The organism is Chitinimonas sp. JJ19 (genome assembly GCF_036961565.1).
Lineage (GTDB): Bacteria > Pseudomonadota > Gammaproteobacteria > Burkholderiales > Chitinimonadaceae > Chitinimonas.
This window is the reverse complement of sequence record NZ_JBAMDD010000015.1, coordinates 73,086-94,217: the sequence shown is the minus strand read 5'-3', so window position 1 is coordinate 94,217 and position 21,132 is coordinate 73,086. Positions and strand designations below refer to the sequence as shown.

27 protein-coding genes are annotated in these 21,132 nt (G+C 58.8%); 2 read left to right on the top strand and 25 right to left on the bottom strand.

Annotated elements, in window-relative coordinates; genetic code table 11:
• Positions 1–6: 6 nt before the first annotated feature.
• From fliP to V7714_RS16805, 25 genes are all read right to left on the bottom strand, one after another.
• On the bottom strand, positions 7–759 hold the full coding sequence (gene fliP / locus V7714_RS16925) for a flagellar type III secretion system pore protein FliP (RefSeq protein WP_335710764.1): 753 nt from the start codon (positions 757–759) through the stop codon (positions 7–9).
• On the bottom strand, positions 752–1,138 hold the full coding sequence (locus V7714_RS16920) for a flagellar biosynthetic protein FliO (RefSeq protein ID WP_335710763.1): 387 nt from the start codon (positions 1,136–1,138) through the stop codon (positions 752–754). The genes fliP and V7714_RS16920 overlap by 8 nt, the downstream gene beginning before the upstream one ends.
• A complete protein-coding gene (locus V7714_RS16915; protein WP_335710762.1) occupies positions 1,135–1,485 on the bottom strand; it encodes a FliM/FliN family flagellar motor switch protein in 351 nt (116 codons plus the stop codon). Before V7714_RS16915 ends, V7714_RS16920 begins: the two co-directional genes overlap by 4 nt.
• The gene (locus V7714_RS16910) at positions 1,482–2,267 is read right to left on the bottom strand and encodes a FliM/FliN family flagellar motor C-terminal domain-containing protein (RefSeq protein ID WP_335710761.1); all 786 of its coding nucleotides are present in this window, start codon (positions 2,265–2,267) and stop codon (positions 1,482–1,484) included. Before V7714_RS16910 ends, V7714_RS16915 begins: the two co-directional genes overlap by 4 nt.
• On the bottom strand, positions 2,268–3,452 hold the full coding sequence (locus tag V7714_RS16905; protein ID WP_335710760.1) for a flagellar hook protein FlgE: 1,185 nt from the start codon (positions 3,450–3,452) through the stop codon (positions 2,268–2,270).
• 37 nt (positions 3,453–3,489) lie between these two features.
• The gene (locus V7714_RS16900; RefSeq protein ID WP_335710759.1) at positions 3,490–3,888 is read right to left on the bottom strand and encodes a flagellar hook assembly protein FlgD; all 399 of its coding nucleotides are present in this window, start codon (positions 3,886–3,888) and stop codon (positions 3,490–3,492) included.
• 6 nt (positions 3,889–3,894) lie between these two features.
• Positions 3,895–4,908, bottom strand: a complete 1,014-nt coding sequence (locus V7714_RS16895; RefSeq protein ID WP_335710758.1) for a hypothetical protein — start codon at positions 4,906–4,908, stop codon at positions 3,895–3,897.
• Between the two features lies 1 nt (position 4,909).
• The gene (locus V7714_RS16890; protein ID WP_335710757.1) at positions 4,910–5,368 is read right to left on the bottom strand and encodes a hypothetical protein; all 459 of its coding nucleotides are present in this window, start codon (positions 5,366–5,368) and stop codon (positions 4,910–4,912) included.
• A 2-nt stretch (positions 5,369–5,370) separates the two neighbouring features.
• Positions 5,371–6,678, bottom strand: a complete 1,308-nt coding sequence (locus tag V7714_RS16885) for a FliI/YscN family ATPase (RefSeq protein WP_335710756.1) — start codon at positions 6,676–6,678, stop codon at positions 5,371–5,373.
• A gap of 2 nt (positions 6,679–6,680) precedes the next feature.
• Positions 6,681–7,442 (bottom strand): FliH/SctL family protein, encoded by a 762-nt coding sequence (locus V7714_RS16880; protein WP_335710755.1) that lies wholly within the window; start codon positions 7,440–7,442, stop codon positions 6,681–6,683.
• Complete coding sequence (locus V7714_RS16875) at positions 7,430–7,915, bottom strand: hypothetical protein (RefSeq protein ID WP_335710754.1); 486 nt, start codon at positions 7,913–7,915, stop codon at positions 7,430–7,432. The genes V7714_RS16880 and V7714_RS16875 overlap by 13 nt, the downstream gene beginning before the upstream one ends.
• Positions 7,912–9,342: a flagellar basal-body MS-ring/collar protein FliF gene (gene fliF / locus V7714_RS16870; RefSeq protein ID WP_335710753.1), complete on the bottom strand. Its 1,431-nt coding sequence runs from the start codon at positions 9,340–9,342 to the stop codon at positions 7,912–7,914. The genes V7714_RS16875 and fliF overlap by 4 nt, the downstream gene beginning before the upstream one ends.
• 12 nt (positions 9,343–9,354) lie before the next feature.
• Positions 9,355–9,657 (bottom strand): flagellar hook-basal body complex protein FliE, encoded by a 303-nt coding sequence (gene fliE / locus V7714_RS16865; RefSeq protein WP_335710752.1) that lies wholly within the window; start codon positions 9,655–9,657, stop codon positions 9,355–9,357.
• Entirely contained in the window at positions 9,657–10,088 is a 432-nt protein-coding gene (gene flgC, locus V7714_RS16860) for a flagellar basal body rod protein FlgC (RefSeq protein ID WP_335710751.1), read from the bottom strand. Before flgC ends, fliE begins: the two co-directional genes overlap by 1 nt.
• A complete protein-coding gene (locus V7714_RS16855) occupies positions 10,088–10,471 on the bottom strand; it encodes a flagellar basal body rod protein FlgB (protein WP_335710750.1) in 384 nt (127 codons plus the stop codon). Before V7714_RS16855 ends, flgC begins: the two co-directional genes overlap by 1 nt.
• Before the next feature lie 16 nt (positions 10,472–10,487).
• On the bottom strand, positions 10,488–11,585 hold the full coding sequence (locus V7714_RS16850; RefSeq protein WP_335710749.1) for a flagellar basal body P-ring protein FlgI: 1,098 nt from the start codon (positions 11,583–11,585) through the stop codon (positions 10,488–10,490).
• 16 nt (positions 11,586–11,601) lie between these two features.
• Complete coding sequence (locus V7714_RS16845) at positions 11,602–12,180, bottom strand: flagellar basal body L-ring protein FlgH (protein ID WP_335710748.1); 579 nt, start codon at positions 12,178–12,180, stop codon at positions 11,602–11,604.
• Positions 12,177–13,070, bottom strand: coding sequence for a flagellar basal body P-ring formation chaperone FlgA (flgA, locus tag V7714_RS16840; protein ID WP_335710747.1), 894 nt, complete (start codon positions 13,068–13,070; stop codon positions 12,177–12,179). The genes V7714_RS16845 and flgA overlap by 4 nt, the downstream gene beginning before the upstream one ends.
• Before the next feature lie 59 nt (positions 13,071–13,129).
• A complete protein-coding gene (locus tag V7714_RS16835) occupies positions 13,130–13,897 on the bottom strand; it encodes a flagellar hook-basal body protein (protein ID WP_335710746.1) in 768 nt (255 codons plus the stop codon).
• Between the two features lie 8 nt (positions 13,898–13,905).
• Entirely contained in the window at positions 13,906–14,631 is a 726-nt protein-coding gene (locus V7714_RS16830; RefSeq protein ID WP_335710745.1) for a flagellar hook-basal body protein, read from the bottom strand.
• A 13-nt stretch (positions 14,632–14,644) separates the two neighbouring features.
• Positions 14,645–16,693, bottom strand: coding sequence for a flagellar biosynthesis protein FlhA (flhA, locus tag V7714_RS16825; RefSeq protein WP_335710744.1), 2,049 nt, complete (start codon positions 16,691–16,693; stop codon positions 14,645–14,647).
• A complete protein-coding gene (gene flhB, locus V7714_RS16820) occupies positions 16,690–17,778 on the bottom strand; it encodes a flagellar biosynthesis protein FlhB (RefSeq protein ID WP_335710743.1) in 1,089 nt (362 codons plus the stop codon). Before flhB ends, flhA begins: the two co-directional genes overlap by 4 nt.
• 7 nt (positions 17,779–17,785) lie before the next feature.
• On the bottom strand, positions 17,786–18,553 hold the full coding sequence (locus V7714_RS16815; protein ID WP_335710742.1) for a flagellar biosynthetic protein FliR: 768 nt from the start codon (positions 18,551–18,553) through the stop codon (positions 17,786–17,788).
• Positions 18,554–18,560: 7 nt separating this feature from the next.
• Entirely contained in the window at positions 18,561–18,827 is a 267-nt protein-coding gene (locus tag V7714_RS16810) for a flagellar biosynthetic protein FliQ (protein WP_335710741.1), read from the bottom strand.
• A 458-nt stretch (positions 18,828–19,285) separates the two neighbouring features.
• Positions 19,286–19,516, bottom strand: a complete 231-nt coding sequence (locus V7714_RS16805) for a helix-turn-helix domain-containing protein (RefSeq protein ID WP_335710740.1) — start codon at positions 19,514–19,516, stop codon at positions 19,286–19,288.
• Between the two features lie 172 nt (positions 19,517–19,688).
• Between V7714_RS16805 and V7714_RS16800 the strand changes: the two genes are divergently transcribed.
• Both V7714_RS16800 and V7714_RS16795 read left to right on the top strand, forming a co-directional pair.
• The gene (locus tag V7714_RS16800) at positions 19,689–20,108 is read left to right on the top strand and encodes a hypothetical protein (RefSeq protein ID WP_335710739.1); all 420 of its coding nucleotides are present in this window, start codon (positions 19,689–19,691) and stop codon (positions 20,106–20,108) included.
• Positions 20,109–20,511: 403 nt separating this feature from the next.
• Positions 20,512–20,886 (top strand): hypothetical protein, encoded by a 375-nt coding sequence (locus V7714_RS16795; protein WP_335710738.1) that lies wholly within the window; start codon positions 20,512–20,514, stop codon positions 20,884–20,886.
• The last annotated feature ends 246 nt before the right edge of the window (positions 20,887–21,132 follow it).

Here is a 21,132-nt window from a genome sequence, read left to right as displayed (position 1 = left end):
GCGAAGCTAGTTGAAAGAGCTAAGCAGCGAGCGAACGACGATATTCCACCCATCTATCATCACGAACATCAGCAGCTTGAGCGGCAGCGATATTGTCACCGGTGGCACCATCATCATGCCCAGGCCCATGAGGATGGCGGAGACGATCAGGTCTATCAGCAAGAATGGCAGGAAGATGACAAAGCCGATCTGAAAAGCCGTGCGCAGTTCAGACAGCATAAAGGCCGGTATCAGCTGTAGATTACCGATATCGTCCATGGTCTCAGGCTTGGGGCTTTTGGATATTTCCACCAACAGGGCCAGGTCTTCTTCACGGGTCTGCCGTATCATGAACTCGCGGAAAGGTTGAAACCCTTTCTCGATGGCGACCTCGCCCGTGACCTTGTTCTGCAGGTAAGGCTGGAATGCCTGCTGGTTGGCCTGGTTGATCGCAGGCGCCATGGTAAACAGGGTCAGAAACAGCGCCAGACTCAACAAGACGGTATTGGGCGGCGTTTCCTGCATGCCCATGGCGTGCCGCAACAGCGATAGCACGATAACGATACGCACAAAGGCCGTGATGGAGACCAGGATGCCGGGCACCAGGCTCAGCACCGTCAGTGCCAGCAGGATCTTGAGGCCGGATGATGCCTGGCCGGCGCCAGTAGCGCCTATCTGCAGGCCGGGCAAGGTCAGGTCGGCCGGTAGTGCGGGTAGGGCAAACAGGGCCAGGATGGCAATCAGCCAGTAGCGGCTGAAACCGGAGAATAGGCTAGGCATGGCTGCCGTCTTTCTGTTCTGGAGCATAGGGGCGGCTTTTCAGTAGCTGCACCCCTTGCGGGCCTTCGGCCAGCAGCAGTTCTTCGTCACCATAGCGCACCACCACAAGCTGGTTGGTGGCAGATACCCGGGTACGTTGCATAACCTGCAGAGCGGCAGTTTGGCCAGGGATGATGCGCAGGCCCGGTAGGAAGCGTCGTATCAGCAGTGCAATACCCAGGCCGACCACGGCCACCAGTACCAGGCCGCCTACCAAGCGCATCATCAGCTCATCGACGGCCGGCGCCTGTTTGTAGGGTATGGCGGCCGGCTCTGCACCGTGGCAACTCAGTGCCAGGGCGAAGAAGGCGATGGTGGCGATGGCGAGTGGGCGTGTCATTGGCAGTCCAGCTTGGGCAGTTCGGTAATCTGTACGCCAAAGCAATCACCCGCTGCCACCAGTTGGCCACGCGCGACAATCTGGCCATCCAGCAGGATATCAACGGGGTCATCCAGCAACTGGGCCAGGGGGAGTACTGCGCCCTCCTTCATACTCATCAATTCGCCCACGGTCAGTTCAGCCTCGCCCAGGCGTGCAGTCAGGCGTACCTTGACATTGCGGATGACGCTCAGGTTGGAACCCACCAGCGGCACGCTAGCCTTGGGTTGGGCATGCAATTCGGGCAGGTCGATCAGTTGGGTGACGTCGGCTGCCTTGTCAGCAGCTTGATCTGGCTTGTTGTTCACTTGTTTTCCTTTGCAGCATTCAGTTTTTGCACCTCAATGGCGCGATGGGTGTCGTGTCGGCCGGCATGGGCCAGACACACGGCACTGCCATCCAGGCCCTGTACCAACAGGGTATCGTCGAGGTGTTTGTCCAGTCGTATCACATCGCCCACATGCAGGCTTTCCAATTGGCCCAGCGTCAGCTCCACCTGACCCAACTCCACGGTCAGGCGCAAGGGCTGCGATGCCAGCGCGGGCATCAGCTTGGCCACCGGCTGGGCTGGCTGGCCCCTGATCGGTGCGGCAACCAGGTTGGGATACAGCACGACCAGGGGCTTGCCAGGCACCAGCGACCATTCCAGCGCAACCACACCGGCACCATGTCGAAAAAGCTCGTCTGTCGGCGCCACACGCCCGGTGCACACCATGTCGCTCCCCTGCCCTACATCGGCCAGTGCCTGTAGCAGGGCTTGGGCGGCGTCGGCCGCTGCTCCTTGCGCAATGGGCGAATCCAGGTGCCGATCAAGCAACTGTGCCTGCTGCCGCTCACCAAAGAGCAGGCGCTCGCAGACGCGTGCCAACCCTTCTGGTGCAGCAAGCCAGATGCAGTTGCCGTTGGCGTCTTGCCATTGGCGCCACTCGTTACGAGTCTCGGCCAAGGCCGAGGCTGGCTTCACCTGCAAGCCAGCTGTGGGCAGCCTGGCGCCCCAGGCTTGCTCCCAGCGCGCGATGCCAGCCAACACGGCCGCCTTGGCCGCTGCCAGTGCGCTATCGCCCAGCAAGCGATACGTTCGCAATATCACTTAGCCGCCTCGCTTCATGTCAAACAACTGCTGAATCATTTCGTTGGCGGTACTGACTATCTGCGACGACGCCTGATAGCCGCGCTGGTTCAAGATCAGATCGCTGAATTCCTGTGACAGATCGACGTTGGATATCTCCACCGCGCGGGTGCGGATCGCCTCCTTGCCAGAACCGGCCACGCCGTAGCGCACTGAATCAGGCTTGAGGACCGAGAACTGGTTGCCCCCCATTTGCTCAAGCGCGTCCAGGCTGTCGAAATGGGCCAATGCCAGCTGGAAGGGCTTGCTGGTCTGGCCATTGGAGTAACCGAGAACGATCTTGCCTTCCTCATCGAAGCTCTGGTCCACCAGGGTGCCCATGGCGTAGCCGTCCTTGCTGCCGATGACCAGCTCTGAATTAGTGCCCGCGGAGTTATGCGTCACATTGGTGCCCAGCTTAAAAGCGACGGTGCTATTACCCATGGTAGTCGAGCTGATATCGACATTGAATGCATCACTGCCAGCCAAGGGCAAACCACCCTTGAACTTGACGGTCGTGGTCGTCAGGACATTGGTACCTTCCTTGACGGCAACCGTCCAAGTGGTTTCTCCCGTCGTGGTGTTATCCACTCGGTTGTTGAACACCATGCTCAAGCTATGTTCGCCACCAGCTTTGTCATAAACCGTGACGTTGTTGATGACGTGCTCCGTATCAACAGAGGACAGGTTGCCGGCAAAGGCCACATTGGCGGTAGCAGCAGGTGGACTGGACTTCAGTCCGTCCAGTGTCACTTCGGTCAGCTTGCCCTCTGCGTTGAAGGCCATCACCTTTTCGCCACCAGTCCGGCTGATCAGCACGCCATCCTCATTGAACTGGAACTGACCAGCCTTGGTATAGCTGAGATTGCCATTGTCGTCCCGCAGCACAAAGAAGCCCTGGCCATCGATGGCGATATCCATGGGGTTGCCGGTGCTACGGAACTCACCAGCGGCAAAGTTCACCGAGGTCCCCAACATGCTGACGCCGCTACCCTGGCGTTGGTGACCATGGCTACCCAGCCCGCCTTGGTTGAACAGATCGGAGAACTGGGTTTGCGACGACTTGAAGCCGGGGGTGTTGAGGTTGGTCACGTTGTTGCTGATGGTCTTAAGGCCCTTGGAGTAGCTGGAAAGACCGGAAATACCGATATAGATGGAATCGAGCATGATAAAAATCTACCTTGTATAGAGAATGTGTGTTGTTTCAGCGTATGGCGCTGACCATGCCCATGGCGATACCGGCCACAGTCTGGCCATCAGCCTTGCGCACGGTGATCTTGGGCTCGCCATCAGCCAGCGATAGCGCAGTAACCTGGCCGCTGATCATGCCGCCGGCTGTGCCGACATCGACGGTCTTGCCTAGCAGGCCGACGGTCTGCGAGGTGGCCTGCATCGACAGCAATTGATCGAGCTTGTTGTTGAGCTGCTGGCTGGACTCCAGGGACGAGAACTGGGCGATCTGAGCCACGAATTCCTGGTTGTCCATAGGTTTGAGCGGATCCTGATAGGTCAGCTGGGTCAGCAGTATCTTGAGGAGATCCTGCAGGCCCAGGCCAGCACCCTGCAGGGCGGATGATGACGAACTTACCGGGTCGAGTGCCATGCGGATTTACCTCTTGCTAGTTTGCTGCGGCATGCTGAGCGTGCCAGATTGATAGGCTGCCTGCGGTGCTGCCATGGCGGCAGCCTCCTGGTCGTCGGCTGGTTCGGTGCGATCATTGCCAGTACGGCGTGATTCAAAGGCTGTTCGGCCGTTAATGGTGGCGCTTGCCAGCCACAGCCCTGCCTGTCGTAGTTCGGCCTGGATGCGCTGAACGATGGTTTGCTGTTGCGCATCGTCTATGGCGCTGTCGCGTATCCATAGCTGCACCCGTCCGGATTCGTCCTCAATCAGGTGCATATGCTGCTTCTGCCAATCGTCGGTAGCTTGCTTGCCCCCTTGTGGTGCCAGCATGGCCTCGGCCGATTCACCCTGTGGCGCGTTGGCTAGCCGGCTGTGGGTAGCGGGCAGCGCCAGCCCCAGCGGTTGCACGGCTTTGACCACCAGATTGCTGGCAACGTCGGCCATGACGGGGGTGTTGGCCGTCAACGCCGCGACAGGCGCATTGAACGACAGCACCTGCCGGAGATTGGTGCCAAGCGCCGTGTCGTGCTGCACCACGACAGCGGTGGGCTCTCCCTGCGGCGCCAATTGGGCACCATGCACGGCCATTTGTGCCGGTGCTGTGGCCACTTGGTCCACATTGCTCGCACGCTCAGCCATACCGTCTGGCTTGGCTACGGCGCACTTGGCACTGGCCACGGCCGGCGCATCATCAGTGCCTGCGCCGGCCGTGGCCAGTGCTTGAGGCGACGCACCCGGGTGGCTAGCCTGGCCCTGGGCAGCCATATGCGCCGCGGTGCGTGCCTGCACAGGCTCAAACGCAGCAAGCGCAAGGGGTGACACACCAGGTGCGGCTTTGTCTCGGCGGCTGGGCGCGGGGGCAGTCACTGCCTGCAAGCCGCCCAGCAATTCCATGTCTGCTTGTGCCAGCTGACGCGACCACGCATCGCGCAGCACTTGCGACCGCTGCTCAAAGGCTGTGTGGTTGCCTTCCACAGGCAGGTCACTTCCTATACGCATCTCAGTTCCCCTTGTTTCTGTTAGCCACCAACCAGGTTTCATCCAGTTGCACCGCCTCTTTGGCGGATTGTTCCTTGGCAAATTGTTGCAGCAGCTCAGCCCGATGAGCCTCTAGGCCCTTGAGGTAGCGATGCCGCTCGGCCAGCAGGTCGACGACCTCCTGCTTGCGGCTGCTCACCTCGGCGAGCGCCTTGTTGGCTTGTGCCAGTACGCCATCGAGCTGATCCAGGTGCCGTAACCAGAGGCTGTGCCGGGCCGCATCCAGCACACCAGCCATGCTTTGCTCCCTGACGGCCACGGTAGCCATCTGGTAGGCCTGCTCCGACTGCGACACCACCGCATGACGCTTGCGCTCTTCCGCAGCCAACCTGGCCAACTCCTGCCGCAGGTTATTGGCATCCCATTGCGTCATCTTCTGCAGTGGCGCCAGCGGATAGCGAAAACCACGCCTGTCCATCATGCTCATCTACCTCCCAATATTTGCTGGAGTTGCTGCAGAATCGCCTTGCGTGGCGCGTGTTCGTTGCTACCTTGGCGCAAGAAGCGCTGCAAGCCGGGCATCAGCTTGATGGCACTATCAATCTCGGCATTGGCGCCAGCACGATAGGCGCCGATGTCGATCATTTCGCGGTTCCGCTCATAGGCTGCCAGGTGGCCCACCGTCTGGCGTACCAACCCCAGCTCCAGCTCAGAGGCAAGGTCGGTCAACAGGCGGCTGGCGCTCTGTAGCACGTCGATAGCGGGAAAGTGCCCACCATGGGCCAGCTTGCGGCTGAGCACGATATGGCCATCCAGCGTGGCGCGCAGAATGTCCGATATCGGCTCATTGAAATCGTCTCCCTCCACCAGCACGGTATACAGGGCGGTAATGCTGCCGCCCGTACCTGCCGTACCACAGCGCTCGCAGAGTTCAGGCAGCTCGGTGAATACCGATGGGGTGTAGCCGCGTGCAGTCGGCGGCTCCCCCGCAGCCAGGCCGATTTCACGCTTGGCCATGGCAAAGCGGGTGACCGAGTCCATGGTCAGCATCACCTGCAGGCCCTGTTCCCGAAAGAACTCGGCAATCGCCGTGGCTGCATAGGCAGCGCGGGCCCTGGCCAGGGCGGACATATCTGCGGTAGCCACGATCACCACCGAGCGCTTCAACCCCTCTGGGCCAAGGTGCTTGTCGATAAACTCCTTCACCTCCCGGCCACGCTCACCTATCAGGGCAATGACATTCACGTCAGCCTTGATATGCCGGGCAATCATGCCCAACAAGGTACTCTTGCCCACGCCGCTGCCGGCAAAGATGCCAACGCGCTGGCCCCGGCCCAGGGTGAGCAAACCATCCAGCGCACGCACGCCGGTTTCCATCACCTGGTCTATCGGTGGGCGGCTCAAGGGGTTGATCGGTGTCGCTCGCAGAGGGCGCGTCTGCGTCAGCTCAGGGGCTGGCATATCGTCCAGCGGCTCGCAGAAGGCATTGACTACCCGCCCAAGCAAGGCATTGCCGACATTGATCTCAGGGGAATGCCCCGTCGCCAGCACTTCCGAGCCCACCGCGATGCCGCGTGTATCGCCATAAGGCATCAGTACGATACGGTCCTCATGCAGACCGATGACCTCTGCCAACAAGCGCTTACCCTGGCGCGAGACGATCTCGCAGACTTCGCCTACCGGCACATCCGGCCCCTTGGCTTCGATGCTGAGGCCTGCAAGGCGCACCACCCTGCCCATACGATGGTAGGTGTCGAGCTGGCGCAGGGCATCCAGATAGGCCGATTGCATGGTCAGCTCCTGCCCTGAACTGCCACAAAGGCATCAAGAATGGCGCGCAGCTGGGCCTCCAAACGTGCATCCAGCTCACCCATATTGGATTCAACAATGCAGCCGCCCAACGCTACCCTGTCATCGGCATGCAGCTGTATATGGCTGGGCAGGCCAGTGGCATCAAACTGGCGCAAGGCGGCCTCGTCCTGGGGTGCTAGGTGTACCGCAACGATATTGCGCTGATTGACCGCCTGCATGGCCTTGCGTACAACGGCCAGCGTTCCCGCCGGCGTCACCAAAGTATCGCCGGCTATCTTGCATATGGCCTCATAGGCGATGGTAACGGCCAGTTGTTCCAGGACAGTCTCCTCCCGTTGGGCCGCTTGCGCTATTTGGGCCAACAAGCGTGCAAAGGCAGCTGCTCGCTCCTGCTGTTCCGCGTCTCGTTGTTGCTCGGCCTTGGCCTGCTGCGCCTCGGCTTGCCGCATGCCTTCCGCATGGCCCTCCTCACGTGCCACTTTCCGCAGCGCCTCCAGCTTGGCCTTCATGTCGGCTTCCAGAGCCTGGCGAGCCTCCGCCAGCCGGCGATTCAGCTCAGCTTCGGATAGTCCAGGCGCTACCGGCGGGGGCATGACGGCGGTTGGGGCGTCCACCGGTAAGGCTTGCTGCAACGGTCGTTGCGCTTGTGGCGGTGTCGCTGCATCAGTCACACGCACGGGCTGGCGCGACTTCAGCGCCCGCTTCTCGTGCAGCACGGGTGGCTTGCGGATTATGGGAGCCATTGTTTGATCCGTTCTGCTACCTGGCTAAAGCGGCTAGCAGGCTTGGCCGCACGCCGTACAGGGGCACCCTGCAGCTCAGCCAGCCGGGATTCAAACTGTGCCAGCAATGCATCGGACAAAGCGGGTGCCAATGGTCCATCGTCCTGCAGACTGCGCAACACTTCTTCGCGCCGCGCTCTATCCAGTGCAGCCAGCAGCTCGGCCTGCCATGGCCAGCTACGCACGCGCAGCAACATACCCAGCAGCCAGGCAGGTTCACTGACCAGGCACTGCACTACGGGCAATTCGGTGGCTTGCTCTGCATCGTCATGGTGTGGCGCCAGGCTGGCGTCTGCAGGTATGCCCAAATCGCGCAACTCATCGAGCAAAGATTGCATCTGCGCCCGCTCTTCGGCATCCAGCTGGCTGAGCAACCATGCCTGATCGGCAGCATTCATGCCATGCAAGGTCAGTGCGGCTTGGCGACTGCTCATGCCTGATCCTCTCTTGGCAAGGCTGTGGGCCTATCCGCGCTGATCCAATGCCTGACCTGCTGCAAGGCACGTTCCCGCTCGTTGTCGCTCAGTCGATTGGGTGCGGCCATGGCTGGCCGGCGCAGCGCGTTGACCAGCAAGGTCAGTGCAATCAGTACCAGCAATACCGCACCCACCACACTCCAGGAAAACCCCGTCTTAGCCTTCGCAGCCGCAATGGGTACCGTTGCCTCGGCCACAGCAATGGGGGGTACAACACCCTGCACAGCGGGGACTTGTGCCGGCGGCTGCCCTTCGGAGGTCAGTTGCGACATGGGATACACCGCCACGCTATCGCCACGACTGGCCACCAGCCCCACCGTGTTGCCCACGATTTCCTTGAGGCGTGCCAATTCGGCATCCTGCAAGGGGCTGCGCACCACCACAGCAACACTGATGCGATCCACACCGCCGGGGCCGCGCTCGACCTGCTCAACGCGCCTGCCTACTTGGTAGTCAGTTTCGCTCTGTGTCACTTCGTCACCGCCGCTGGCATCGCCACTGGCGGGCCGGCTGGTTTGCCGCTCGCGTATCAATACGCCGGCGCCGCTTTCCTTGTCTGCCGGCAGTACATCCTCTGTGGTTTGCTTGACGCGTTTGTCGCTGAACAACACATCCACGCTGGCAATCACTTTGCCCATGCCGAAGCTACGCTCCAGCACGGCGTCCAGTTTGCGGGTGTAGTAGCCTTCCAGGCTGCGCTTTTGCTCGATCAGGTCCTCTGCCATCGCGCTGCTGTCCTGATCCTGGCGTACTCGGGTCAAGGCCACACCATTCTGATCGACGATGGTCACGTTCTGCGGCTGTATCTCGGCAACCGACGAGGCAACCAGGCGCTGTATGCCGCGTACCTGCTCGGCGGTCAGTTGATGGTCTGGCTTGAGCGTCAGCGTCACCGATGCCTTGGGTTGCACGCCGGCACGCTTGAACAACCCCTGTTCGGGCACGGCAAGATGCACGCGTGCAGCCTGTATGCCATCCAGCGACATGATGGTGCGGGTGATCTCGCCTTGCATGGCGCGTTGGTAGTTCACCTTCTGGGTGAACTCGGTCATGCCGAAATCGCTGTTGTTGAACAGCTCGAATCCCACCGTGCCATGCAGAGGAATATCCTGCCCCATCAGCTGCAGGCGGATACGGTGCACGGTCTCGGCAGGCACCAGTATCGTGCTGCCGTCATGATCCAGCCTATACGGCTGCTTCATGCGGTCGAGCTCGGCCACCATGGCCGAAGCATCCTGAGGAGAGAGCCCGGAAAACAGAACGCCCTCATCCTGCCGCAATGTCCACCAGGCCAGCGCGGCCGTGAGGCCAAGTATGAGCACGACACCCAATGAAAAGCCCATGCGGGCGCGACTATCGAGCTTGTTCCAAAGTTGAGAAAGCATGGTCATCTATCCTTACATCTGCATGCGCATGACGTCTTGATACGCTTCAAGCAAACGGTTACGGATCTGCATGACCAACTGAACAGAAAGTTGGGCTTCTTCAAGTTGTATCATTACCTGATGCAGGTTGCTGGTATTGCCCACCGCCAGTTGCTGCAAGCCGTTGTCGGCAATGGCCAGCTTCTGGTTCACGGCGTCCAGTTGCTGATCGAACCAGGTGGCAAATCCCGCTTGCGGGGCCTGTACCGGGTTGGCGCCCGATACTGCCGGGTCGTTACCTATAGCAGTCAAAGCCGCCAATTGTTCTATGCTCATCATCGGCCTCCAATATCCAGGGCTCGCAGCGCCATGGTTTTGGCTGCATTCATTGCCACTACATTGGCCTCATAGGCCCGCAACGCGGTCGTCATATTGACCATCTCGGTCAGATGGTTCACGGCAGGCAGAGAGACATTGCCGTTGGCATCCGCATCAGGGTGGCCCGGGTCGTGCTCAACCCGTGGCGCCACACTCATGGATTCAATCTTGACCTGGGGCAGCAACTTGTTCAGGCCTGCTTGGCGGCTGAACTGGCTTGCAAAACTGTCGCTACCGGAACTAGCCACCACGCGCAGTGGGCGATACAGCTGCCCATCCGTACCCTTGGTGCTATTCATGTTGGCCAGGTTCATGGCGGTCACATCCAGCCGCGTTTTTTCTACGCTCATGCCGGCCGCGCTAATGGCGAAGGCGTTCTGGAAATCCATTAGCGTTTCCCTTCGTTGATGATGGTGCTGAGGATGGAGAAATGGTGCGATACCCCCTTGAGCAGGGCTTGATATTGCACCGTGTTTTGCGCCATCTCGGCCGTCAGCATGTCCAGGCCTGCGCCATGGCTACCCGTTTGTGCTACTGCCGCACGTTCAAGCCTAGGCACAACGCCAAACAAGTCGCTGGCACGCAGCGTGCCGCCATTGTTCAACTGGCTGCCGGCGGCAGTGAGCTGCTCTTCAAAGCTCACACGCACCGGCCGGTAACCTGGTGTATTGACATTGGCGATATTGGCCGCAATGGCCTGATGCCGGAGTGTCGCCGCATCGAGCGCCTGGCTGACCAGGCTGAGCGTGACCGATTCAACTCTATCGAGCATGGTTCGATTCCCTGATTTATTGAACGACCAGCTCGGCGTGTAATGCGCCGGCAGCCTTGATTGCACGAAGAATGGAGATGATGTCGCGTGTATTGGTCTTGATGCGGCTCAATGCCTGCACCAGATCTCCGACGGTATTGCCAGGCGCCCCGATGAAGTTGCTCGGGCCTTCAGCGACATCAATGCGGGAGTTCGACACCACTTCGGTGCGCACATCCGGACCCGTTTCCCTTACCAGGGTGGGTTGAGACACACTGTTCTCAGTGACAATGGATACCTTCAGTTCACCATGCGAGATGGCCACCTTGGCGATACGCACGTCGCTGCCAGATACCACCGTTCCGGTCCGCTCGTTGATCACGACTCGGGCACGCACATCTGGCTGCACCGTCAAGCGCTCGATACGGGTCACAAAATCAACCAGCTTGGCACCGGTCTCGCCGGGTGATTCGATCTCCACCGCAGAAGCGTCACGCGGCTGGGCCACGTTGCGGCCTATGGCCGTATTGATCGCACTGGCGACGCGGGAAGCCGTAGTGAAGTCCGGATCGGCAAGCAGGAAGGTCAGCTTGCGCTGCTCATCCACCACATCGGCCCGCACTCCCTGCTCCACCGTTGCACCTGCCGGCACCGAACCGACAGTGGGGTGATTTTTCTGCACCACATTACCGTTGAGATCGTACTTGTAACCCCCTACCGACAAGGCCCCCTGGGCCAGCGCATAAACGCGCTGGTTGGCACCTTTGAGCGGCGTCAGCAGCAGGCTGCCGCCTACCAGGCTGCGGGCATCACCTAGTGAGGTCACCGTAATATCGAGCGTATCGCCCGGCCGAGCGTAGGCAGGCAGGCTGGCATTAACCAGAACCACAGCGGCATTGCGGCTAGTGACATCCTCGGGTGGCAGATTGACACCAAACTGCCCCAGCACATTGGCTATCGACTGCCGGGTGGCCTTGTTATTGGCAGAGTCACCGGTCCCCGCCAGACCCGTCACCAGCCCGTAGCCCACCAGGGCATTCTCGCGCCAGCCAGACAAACGACCCAGATCCTTGATACGCACGCCGTCGGTATCTGCCGAGGCTGTAAACGAAGCCAACAGCAGAATGAAAAGCATCCATTTCTTCATTGCATTACCACCCTAACAAGCCAAGCAAACGGTTCCACCAGCTAGGCCGCGCACGGTTGGCTAGTTCCCCCTCGCCGGCATAGCGAATACTGGCCTCTGACAGGCGTGATGACTGCACCACATTGCGGTCGTCGATATCCGCAGGGCGTACAACACCGGTCAGGAATATCTCCTGCTTCTCATCGTTGATATCGAGCACCTGCCGGCCATTCACCTGCAGGTCGCCATTGGGCCTGACGGCAGTAACCGCTACCGTGATCTGCGCCAGCAAACGACCTGAACGTTGCGCACGACCACGGGCGTCATAGCCGTTACCCGTTTGCAGGCTGCCGCCCTGGCTTGCTTTGCCGTCTATCCCCAGCTTGATACCCAGATCATTGGTGCGATCGGCTGAAGTGTCGGTACTCGTGGTGGCGCTGGAAGTCTCCAGAACCACCACCGTCAGCAGGTCTCCAGGTAAACGGGCACGGTTGTCCGCGGTATAAGCGCGGAACGTTTTTTCGTCATACAAGCTGTCGGCCAGGCAAGTGCCCGCCAGCAGGCAGACCAGCATGCCAGTCATCACTATCCTGGGCTTGGTCATGGTGTCTCCATCAAAGTCAGTTTTCCTGCCGCAATCACGCGGGCAGGGATAGCAGCCGAGGCTTGCCCGGGCCGTATCTGTATGGTTTTGCCAATTTCGCCATCAGCCAGTGCAACGGCAGATGTCTCGATAACGATGCCGCCTTGCTGGACGCTAACCGTCACGCGATCTCCTTGGCGGACCGCGGGCATGGGAGCCAGTCTGGCCAGGTCCAGCACCTCGCCTTGCCGCATGGAATGGCGAAGTCGCATGCTGCGTTGGCAATCTGCGACCTGTGCGGGCGTAGCCAGCTTGGCGATATCCCGCTCCTCTGCAACGAAATCAGCACAATCGAGCTTGGCTCCGGCGCTCAGGCCATGGCGGGCCACAAGCACAGGACGCCGGAGTGCAATAGCCAGCGGTACGGCAACTGCACGATAAAAACGTCCATCGATAAAGACGTCTACATCCACCTTCATGGCACTGCGCGGCGCAAGCAATACCGGCCGGGCGCGCAGGCTCACAACGCCATCCGGCGCCAGCAATGGTGCAACTGGCGTGGTGACCATGATTTCCAGGCCATCCGCACCCAAAGCTTGTATCAGGGCAGCACTAGCGGTGCTCGCCAGTTGCTCGGCCGGCACGGACTGTGCCTTCGCCGTAATGGCGACTGCATCAGCGCCAGCCCATGCAAGACGCCCGGCAGCCGGCAGGCCAAGCTGCCGCAACTGGGCCTGCAGTTGCGTCTTACTCATCCGTACCGTCGTACCAGGCCGAGGCGCTGTTCCTAGGAACAAGGCGCCCAGCGCAATACAGTCCGGCTGCTCGTTGCAGGCCAGCGTACCCACGTCAACCAGACGATAGCGTGTGCCTGTCAGCACCGCCTGATCATGCAAGGTCAAGGTCGGCATGGCTTCAGCACAAACCAGCGGCAGCAGAAGAGCCCCAAGGGCAAGGCGATCGAGCAACATCAGCGACGCAGATTATTGGTCATGCCCATCAGTTCATCGGAGGCCTGTACCAACTTGCTACCCAACTCATACGCGCGCTGCGCCATCATCAAACGGACCATTTCATCCGCCATATTCACATTGGCGCTCTCCAGGTAGCCTTGTGCCAACGTGCCTGTTCCATCGGTGCCTGGTGTCATCGCCTGGGCTTCACCGGATGCCTCTGTGGCCTGATAAACACCGCCGCCTTGGCTACCCAGGGCATCCGGGCGTGCAAAGCGCATCAGTTCCAGCCTTCCCAGTTCCATGGCAGGGCGACCATCAGCAAAGCTCGCCGAAACGCGACCGTCGGGTGTGATCTGCAAACCAGCGGCATCGCTCGGTAGCTGTATCTGCGCTTGCAAGGGGTAACCCTCGCGAGTACTCAACACGCCATTGCTATCTGCCACCAGCGTGCCCCCACGGGTATAGCCCACACTGCCGTCCGGCATGGACACAGGCAGAAAGCCAATACCGTTGATGGCGATATCCATGGCAGAGCCCGTGGTTTTGAGCGAGCCTGGTGTGAAGTCGAACTCCCTGCTCATTACCCTGACACCCGCCGGATGCATGAGCGCTTTGCCTTGTGCAGCCTCATCGGCAGCTGCCTGGTTCATGACTTCCTGAAACTGCACGCGTGAGGCCTTGAACGCGGGCGTATTCATATTGGTCAGGTTATGCGCAATGCTGTCGATTTGGGCCTGCTGCGACTGCATGCCGCTGACACCGAGATAAAGTGCTTCAATCATGATATTTCCTAGAATTCACCCAGTTTTTGTATGGCCTTGCTCAGGGCATCGTCATAGCCCTGCACCAGCTTCTGATTCGCTTCAAAATGTCGCATGGTCTCCATTAGTCCGACCATTTCCTGTGCGGTGGAAACATTCGCAGCCTCCAGGTAACCACTGCGTATTTCGGTTTTGATGGCAGCCGGGTTGATACCGGCCTCTGCCAGTCGATACAGGCCGTTCCCCAAGGCAACCAGTGCATGCTCGCGCTTGATCTCTACCAACTGCAACTGCCCAGCTTGCCTGCCATCCACGCTAATGGCACCGTGCTTGTCCACCGCATAGCTGCCGTGTGGCAGACGCAACTGCCCCTGCTCGCTCAGCACAGCCTCGCCACTGGCCGTCACCAGTCGCCCTTCTGCATCCACCTGGAAATCACCCCTGCGGGTGTACGCCACACCCTGCGCTGTCTGCACAGCAAAATAGCCCTCACCCGCAATCGCCAGATCCAATGCCTTGCCCGTCGGTTTCATCACCCCGACGGATTGATCGATAGCCAAGGTACGGTTGCCCGGTTGACCTTGCTGAACCTGGCTTTCGGCTTGAAACACCTGATCAAATGCAGCAGCAGATTGCAGGCTGATCTGACGTCGATAGCCTGTGGCTGTCGCGTTGGTCAGGTTGTGGGTATGGGTCTCGATGCGTTGCATATCGTTATGCAAGCTCTGGACAGCAATGGAAAGTGCATCCTGCATGGCGGGATTCCTATCAGATCGTGACTGAACCGAAAGCACGCAGCTCAACGGTATTGGGTATTTCTGTAAGCGCAATGACGCGCAGATGCGGCATCATTCGCTCGGAAAGGGTGCGCAGATGGCGACGCAGTTCTGGCGCGCAAAGCAACACTGGCATGAGGTTGCTCTTCATCATTTTCTCGACCTGCTGCGCCAGTTGACGCATGACCTTCTCGGTCAATTGCGGGTCTATAGAGGGTGCCCCCCCCTCAGCCATAGGCTGCAAACCCTGGGCAAGCCTATGCTCGATCGATGGGTCCAGCGTCAGCACCTGCAGTACGTTCTGGTTATTGACCAGGCTCTGACAAATGATGGGGCCAAGCCGCTGCCTCACCACTTCAGTCAGGTAGCTGGGATCACGGCTTGTTTTGGCTGCATCGCCCAGAGACTCCAGGATGGCTTGCAGGTGGCGGATGGAAACTTTTTCCTTCAACAGGTTCTGCATCACGCGCTGGATATCACCGACCGACAACAAGGTCGGCACGATTTCCTCCACCAAACCAACTTGCTGCTGCCTTACACGAGCAAGCAGGTTTTCCGTTTCAGTGCGCGTCAGCAAAGCGCCTGATTGCTGCCGCAATACTTCGCAGAAATGGGTAACAAACACCGTCAGTGCATCGACCAAGGTGTACTTGCTATTGCGTGCCGTTTCCTTCTCACTGTCCTCGATCCACACAGCAGGCAAGCCATAGCTGGGGTCTTTAGTCTCGATACCGTTCAGTTTGCGTGTATTGCCGCCCCCATGAATGGCCAGCGTGTACTCAGGCATCAACTCGCCACGTGCCACCACAGCCCCATAGATGGCGATCTCATAAAGGTTGGGTGACAAGCGCCCTGCTTCACGGATTTTCACTTTGGGCAGGACCAAGCCGGACTCAACGGCATATTGCTTGCGGAACGTCGATATCCGCTCCATCAATACCGTTTGTGTCTCACCCAGCAACGCCCCCAGGTTCGTGGCGACATATACCTCTATAGGCTCGACCTCAAGCTCCTTGTAGGCCGCCTCTTCGTCACTCAGCCGCGCGGCGTCCTCAGGCTCAAGCTCGCTTTTCTCAGTCGCCGCCCGCTTATTGCGGTGCGATACCCAGGCTAGGCCAACGAAAGCAATCGCCAGCACGGCAGCAGGCAATACCGGGATACCCGGCAGAAACATCAACCCGCCCAGCGCCAGACTCACTAGCAGCAAAGTCTTGGGGAACGCACCCAGTTGCTTGAGCACCTCCTTGCCCAAGTGCGCATCCGATGCCGACCGGGTCACAATGATGCCTGTACCCACCGAGATCACCAGTGCCGGCACCTGGGTGACGATACCGTCGCCTATCGTCAGCAAGGTAAATGTCTGCAAGGCCTGTCCCCAAGACATGCCCATCTGCATTACCCCAATCACCAGCCCGCCGATGATATTGATCAGCATGATGATGATGCCGGCAATGGCGTCACCCTTTACAAACTTGCTGGCGCCATCCATGGCGCCATAGAAGCCTGCTTCCTTCTCCAGGTTCTTACGCCTGCGCTTGGCCTCTTCCTGATCGATAAAGCCCATGTTCAGGTCGGCATCAATACTCATTTGCTGGCCAGGCATGCTGTCCAGGGTAAAACGTGCAGCAACTTCCGATACACGTTGGGCACCATTGGTTACCACCACGTATTGCACAACGATCAAGATCAGAAAGACGATCAGACCTATGGCGTAGTTACCCCCAACGACATAACTGCCTATTGCACCAATTACCTTGCCCGCGTCCCCATGCCCGAGAATCAACCGGGTTGCCGCCACATTCAGCGACAAACGAAACAGCGTGGCGATCAGCAGCAGTGCCGGGAATGTCGAGAATTCCACCGGCTTGGGCATGTAGAAAGTCAGCAGCAGTATCAGCAAGGCAAAGCTGAAGTTGGACAGAATCAGAAAGTCCAGCAACTGGGGCGGTATAGGCGTGAACAGGACGACCAACACCCCGATCACCAGCAGGACAATCACGATATCGGTGTTCTGATGAAATACTTTGCGCAGTGCGTTCATGCAGCGCTCCCTTGTTCTGCAGCTTTATTGCGGCGCATGGCATAAACCCAGACCAATATCTTGGCCACTTGTGGATACAGTGTTTCAGGCACGTATTGTTCGGTTTCAACCTGGCGGAACAAGGCCCTTGCAAGCGGTGGGTTTTGCACCACCACCACATTGTGTCTTGCCGCCACCTCTCGCATCTTGCGGGCTAGGTTGCCCGCCCCTTTGGCAACCACCTGAGGCGCCAGCATCTCGCCATGTCGATACTTCACAGCCACTGCGTAATGCACTGGGTTGGTAATCAGTACGTCCGCCTCAGGCACTTGAGTCAGCCCCTTGCTGCGCTTGAGCAGCTCCAGCCGTATTTCACGCAAGCGCGAGCGTATGCGCGGATCCCCTTCTCGCTGCTTGTGCTCATCCTTTACCTCCCGCTTGCTCATACGCATCTGCCGCATGAACTCCCAACGCGTATAAGACATATCGAGCACAGCGAGCACCATCATGGCCAAGGCCAACTTGAAAATCAGCGACGCTCCCTGGTCCAGCAGCAGTTGGGCGTAATGCCTGACATCCATATACGGCGCGGAGACAAACAATGCTGGGAGCTCCGACAGCACCAGTGTCAGCACCGTAGCCACCACCAATAGCTTGAGCACGCTCTTGCCGCCCTCGTACACCATCTTGAGCGAGAAGACCCGTTTGAAACCCGTCGCAGGATTCAGCCGGGTAAAGTCGGGCTGTATGGGATGAAAACTAAACAAGGGCCCCGTTTGCGCCACGCTCGCCAACACTGCGGCGATGATCAGTGCCATCACCAAAGGCAGTAAGGGGCTAACGGCATCTATCAGCATGCCCGACAGCCAAGTGCTGACCCCCATCACGGTCCAGTCATCGCGATTGAGGGAGACCAATGCGGTCTGCGTTACCTTGAGGACGCCGTTTACAGCCTGCCAGCCAAAGCCATAAATGAATATCAACAGCGCTGTCAGTACGGCCACGTAGACGGCATCCTGGCTTTTGGCCACAGATCCCTTCTTTCGCGCCTGCTCCAGCTTGTACGGTGTTGCCTGCTCGCTGCGATCCTGTTCTTGTTCTGCCATTGCAAGCCTACGTGATCAGCAGCCGTTCCCAGTAAGGGAAGGCCAGATTGAGCGTTTGCGATACCACGGGCACAAGGTGACGCAGAGCGAATGCCAGCATGGCAATACCCACGATCACCTTGAGCGGCAAACTGATGACAAATACGTTGAGCTGGGGAATGTTGCGCGACAGGATGGCCATACCCAATTCCACCAACAGCAGACAGATTGCGACTGGAGCGGCAAGTTTGAGGCCCTGCACAAACATACGCCCCATCTGCTCCGCCAGAATCATGGGATCAACGGCAATGCCGCCACTGCCAAGAGGGACATGGCTGAGCGAGGCCGCAAAGCCACGGAGCACTGTGTGATGCAGGTTGGCGACAAAAAAAGCCAACACTGCAAACAAATCAAACAGCGTTGCGATCAACGGTGATTGGCGCCGTGTCACCGGATCAAATAGCGCGCCCACCGTGAACCCAATCTGAAAATCCAGCAGCCGCCCTGCAAGAGAGAACGCCCCAAAGGCAGTGAAGATGCCAAAAGCCATGATCGCCCCCATCAGCAGCTCGCCCATAGCCATAAAGGCCAGTGCGAGCAGATCAGCAGGCACTTTGGCTGCTGTCAGGTTGCTAGTGCCGACCATGCAGACGGCGAGCATCAACATCAGCAAGGCTTTGACACGCGCAGGGACGCTGAAGCCATTCAATAGGGGCGTAAGGGCAATCGTCGCGGCCAAGCGTAGCGAGCAAAGCAGCACCGCCACCGCCCACGCAGTGTCGTAATTGATCTGCATGAACGCGTTATAGGTACTTGGGCGCGCTCAGGATCAACTTGCTGGCGTACGACAACAAGGTCCGGAGCATCCATGGGCCAAACACGAACAAGGCAACCACGGATGCGACCAGCTTAGGCACAAAGCTCAAGGACATATCCTGAACCTGCGTAACCACCTGGATCACGCTAATTAACAGACCCACCACCATGGCGATCAACAGGACGGGCGCACAGATGGCCAACCCGCTCCACAGCATGTCTGACAGCAGTTGATGCGCTTGGTCTAGTTGCATGTATGCACCGAAATTTTCAGCAGAATTTATATAAGAGTACCCAAATTGGGTGCGATTCTAGCACAGCCAGTCGGCAAGAAACCAACCCAACTCAATGAAAAAAAAGAGAATTTTACAATCAATACCACTCAGTAGATCATGTTCGCAACGGAACAGATGGCCATCATTCCCACGAAGCCCTCATTATGTATTGTTTGACAAGGAATCCATATCTGTGATCACCGCCCACGGCGGCGCGCCGGACTCGACCTCACAAACACCACTTAAATACCAATGTCGTATGGGAATTGACAATTGCGTTGCTGATGGGGGGACTGGAATGTGGTCTGGCCGCTTCCGAGGTTCGCTGCTCACACAGAGCAGGGTTGAGCGGTAGCGCTCTTCATGACGCTACAGCGCATTGCAAACTTGTGCGGCGAGTTGCCGCTGCTGCTCGAAGGCGATGGAACCGCCACTCATTATTCTTTGGGCAATATCTCTACTGCATTGAACATGTCGGCATCGACCAAATGCTTCAGCGGCACGCCCAATGCTTTTGCTAGCGCGCCCATATTGTCGATCGATACGTTGCGTGCACCACGCTCAACTTCCGACACGTAGGTTCTGCTTAGTCCGGCCGCCAAGCCAAGCGCCTCTTGAGACATTTCCTGGAGTCGGCGCGCCCGGCGGAGGTTGCGCGCGAAGATCATACGAGGGGTCGGGGAGTCAGATGTTGTTGCCATGGGCGCCAGCATCTAGCGGCGCGCCATTGCCTTCCACTCGGTATAGTTGCAATAATGACAACTAAAAGTGACTTATGTTCATGGAAGGAGGGCGAGTTGACGCAATCCCCCACGACTAGTAGCCGAGAGAGCCTTCTTTATGTTCCTGATTCCATCTTCAGCACAAAACGACGACCGGGCCCAAGACCAGAGCTGCGCCGAAGTGGCGATGCCCGTGCAGATGCCATTCTTCCTAGTCAGTCCAAGGGTGGCTTTAGAGGATGGTGAGCACCACGTTGAGACCAAGCTGTTTGCCTACATCGAACAGCTGGACGAATTGGTGCGGACAAGCGGCCAAAGTCTGGAGGCTTTGGATGCCCAGCTGCTGAGTCCGGGGTGGCTCAATGAGCAGTCAGGCTGGCGGCTTGAACGCCTAGTTGGGATTTCGCGTGGCCAGCATCCGCTCAAGCCAAGGGCGCAGCCCGCAGTGCGCTTTGAGGTGGCATCCGGCCGCCAGTACGTAATGAAGAACGACGACCGAACCAAGGTTGATCGCTACCAGTGGATTCCTTGCCTCTAACCCCGCCCATCGCGGCGCATCGTTGAAAGCCCACATGAGACTGTCACTTGCTACCGCTAGCCGTCGTAACGAATGGCGATACACGTTCCTTTGCCTCCCCCTGCTCGTGGCGTCCTGTGCGAGTACGCCACCGAGCATCCCCATCGACGAGTCCACCTCGGTGGTCGGCTACGTGCGCGAGTTCCGGAAGCTCTCGGCATCGTTTATTGACTTGGATGCCCCCGGCCGGCCGACGCGCTATAGGCAATTCGACAGCTATACCTATCTTTGGATGAGTTGGCCCATTGCACCCCTGCGTAGTGCCAAGCCCAGCATGTTGAGACATGGGCTGAGGCAAATCTGTAACGCGCGCGGCGGGACCTGGATCGGTACGTACTGTATCAATAGCAGTAAGGAATTTCCCGTGCTGTTCATGGCCAAGGAAAGCGGCAATGCCGGAGACTTCACGATCGAGGTCATCGAGCCCGTTCCCGGCATCGTGAGCGAGGAATACCGGCTGCGATTGGCCCAAGCGGGTTACCAAACGCCGGTGGAGTCGGCTCGACGCTTAGCTGAAGCGCAACGCCAGTTCACTGAGAAGCAAGCTCGGATCGGCGAGCGCGGTACCAAAGTGTGCCGCGATGCGCCGCCCGTGAAGCTCGTGGGCTTCGTCGAGGATACAAACCAGGACAAGATCAAGGTGTTGGTGTCGGCGCGTTATGTGGCAGGCATGCTCACCGGTGGGTTCAACCAATACCTTATCTGGGAACCCAAGCAGAGTTGGCGCGTGTGTGATTGACGCAGCGCACTTCACGCGCCAGACGCTATTCAACGAGGCAACGTTCTCAGGAATGGCGAGATCTATCTGTGGCATAACTGACAACGCTCCATTCGTTTGATCAGTACCTGTCAACTGCGCGTGGCATGTCGCTGTGATAGCGATAGTCGTGATGCCTATTTGCGTAAGCTGTAAGGATCTTGAAGTGACCCTCCCCACCATCAGTATTCAAGGTTGAGATACTCAGCGCGTCTCCCAGTGCCAACT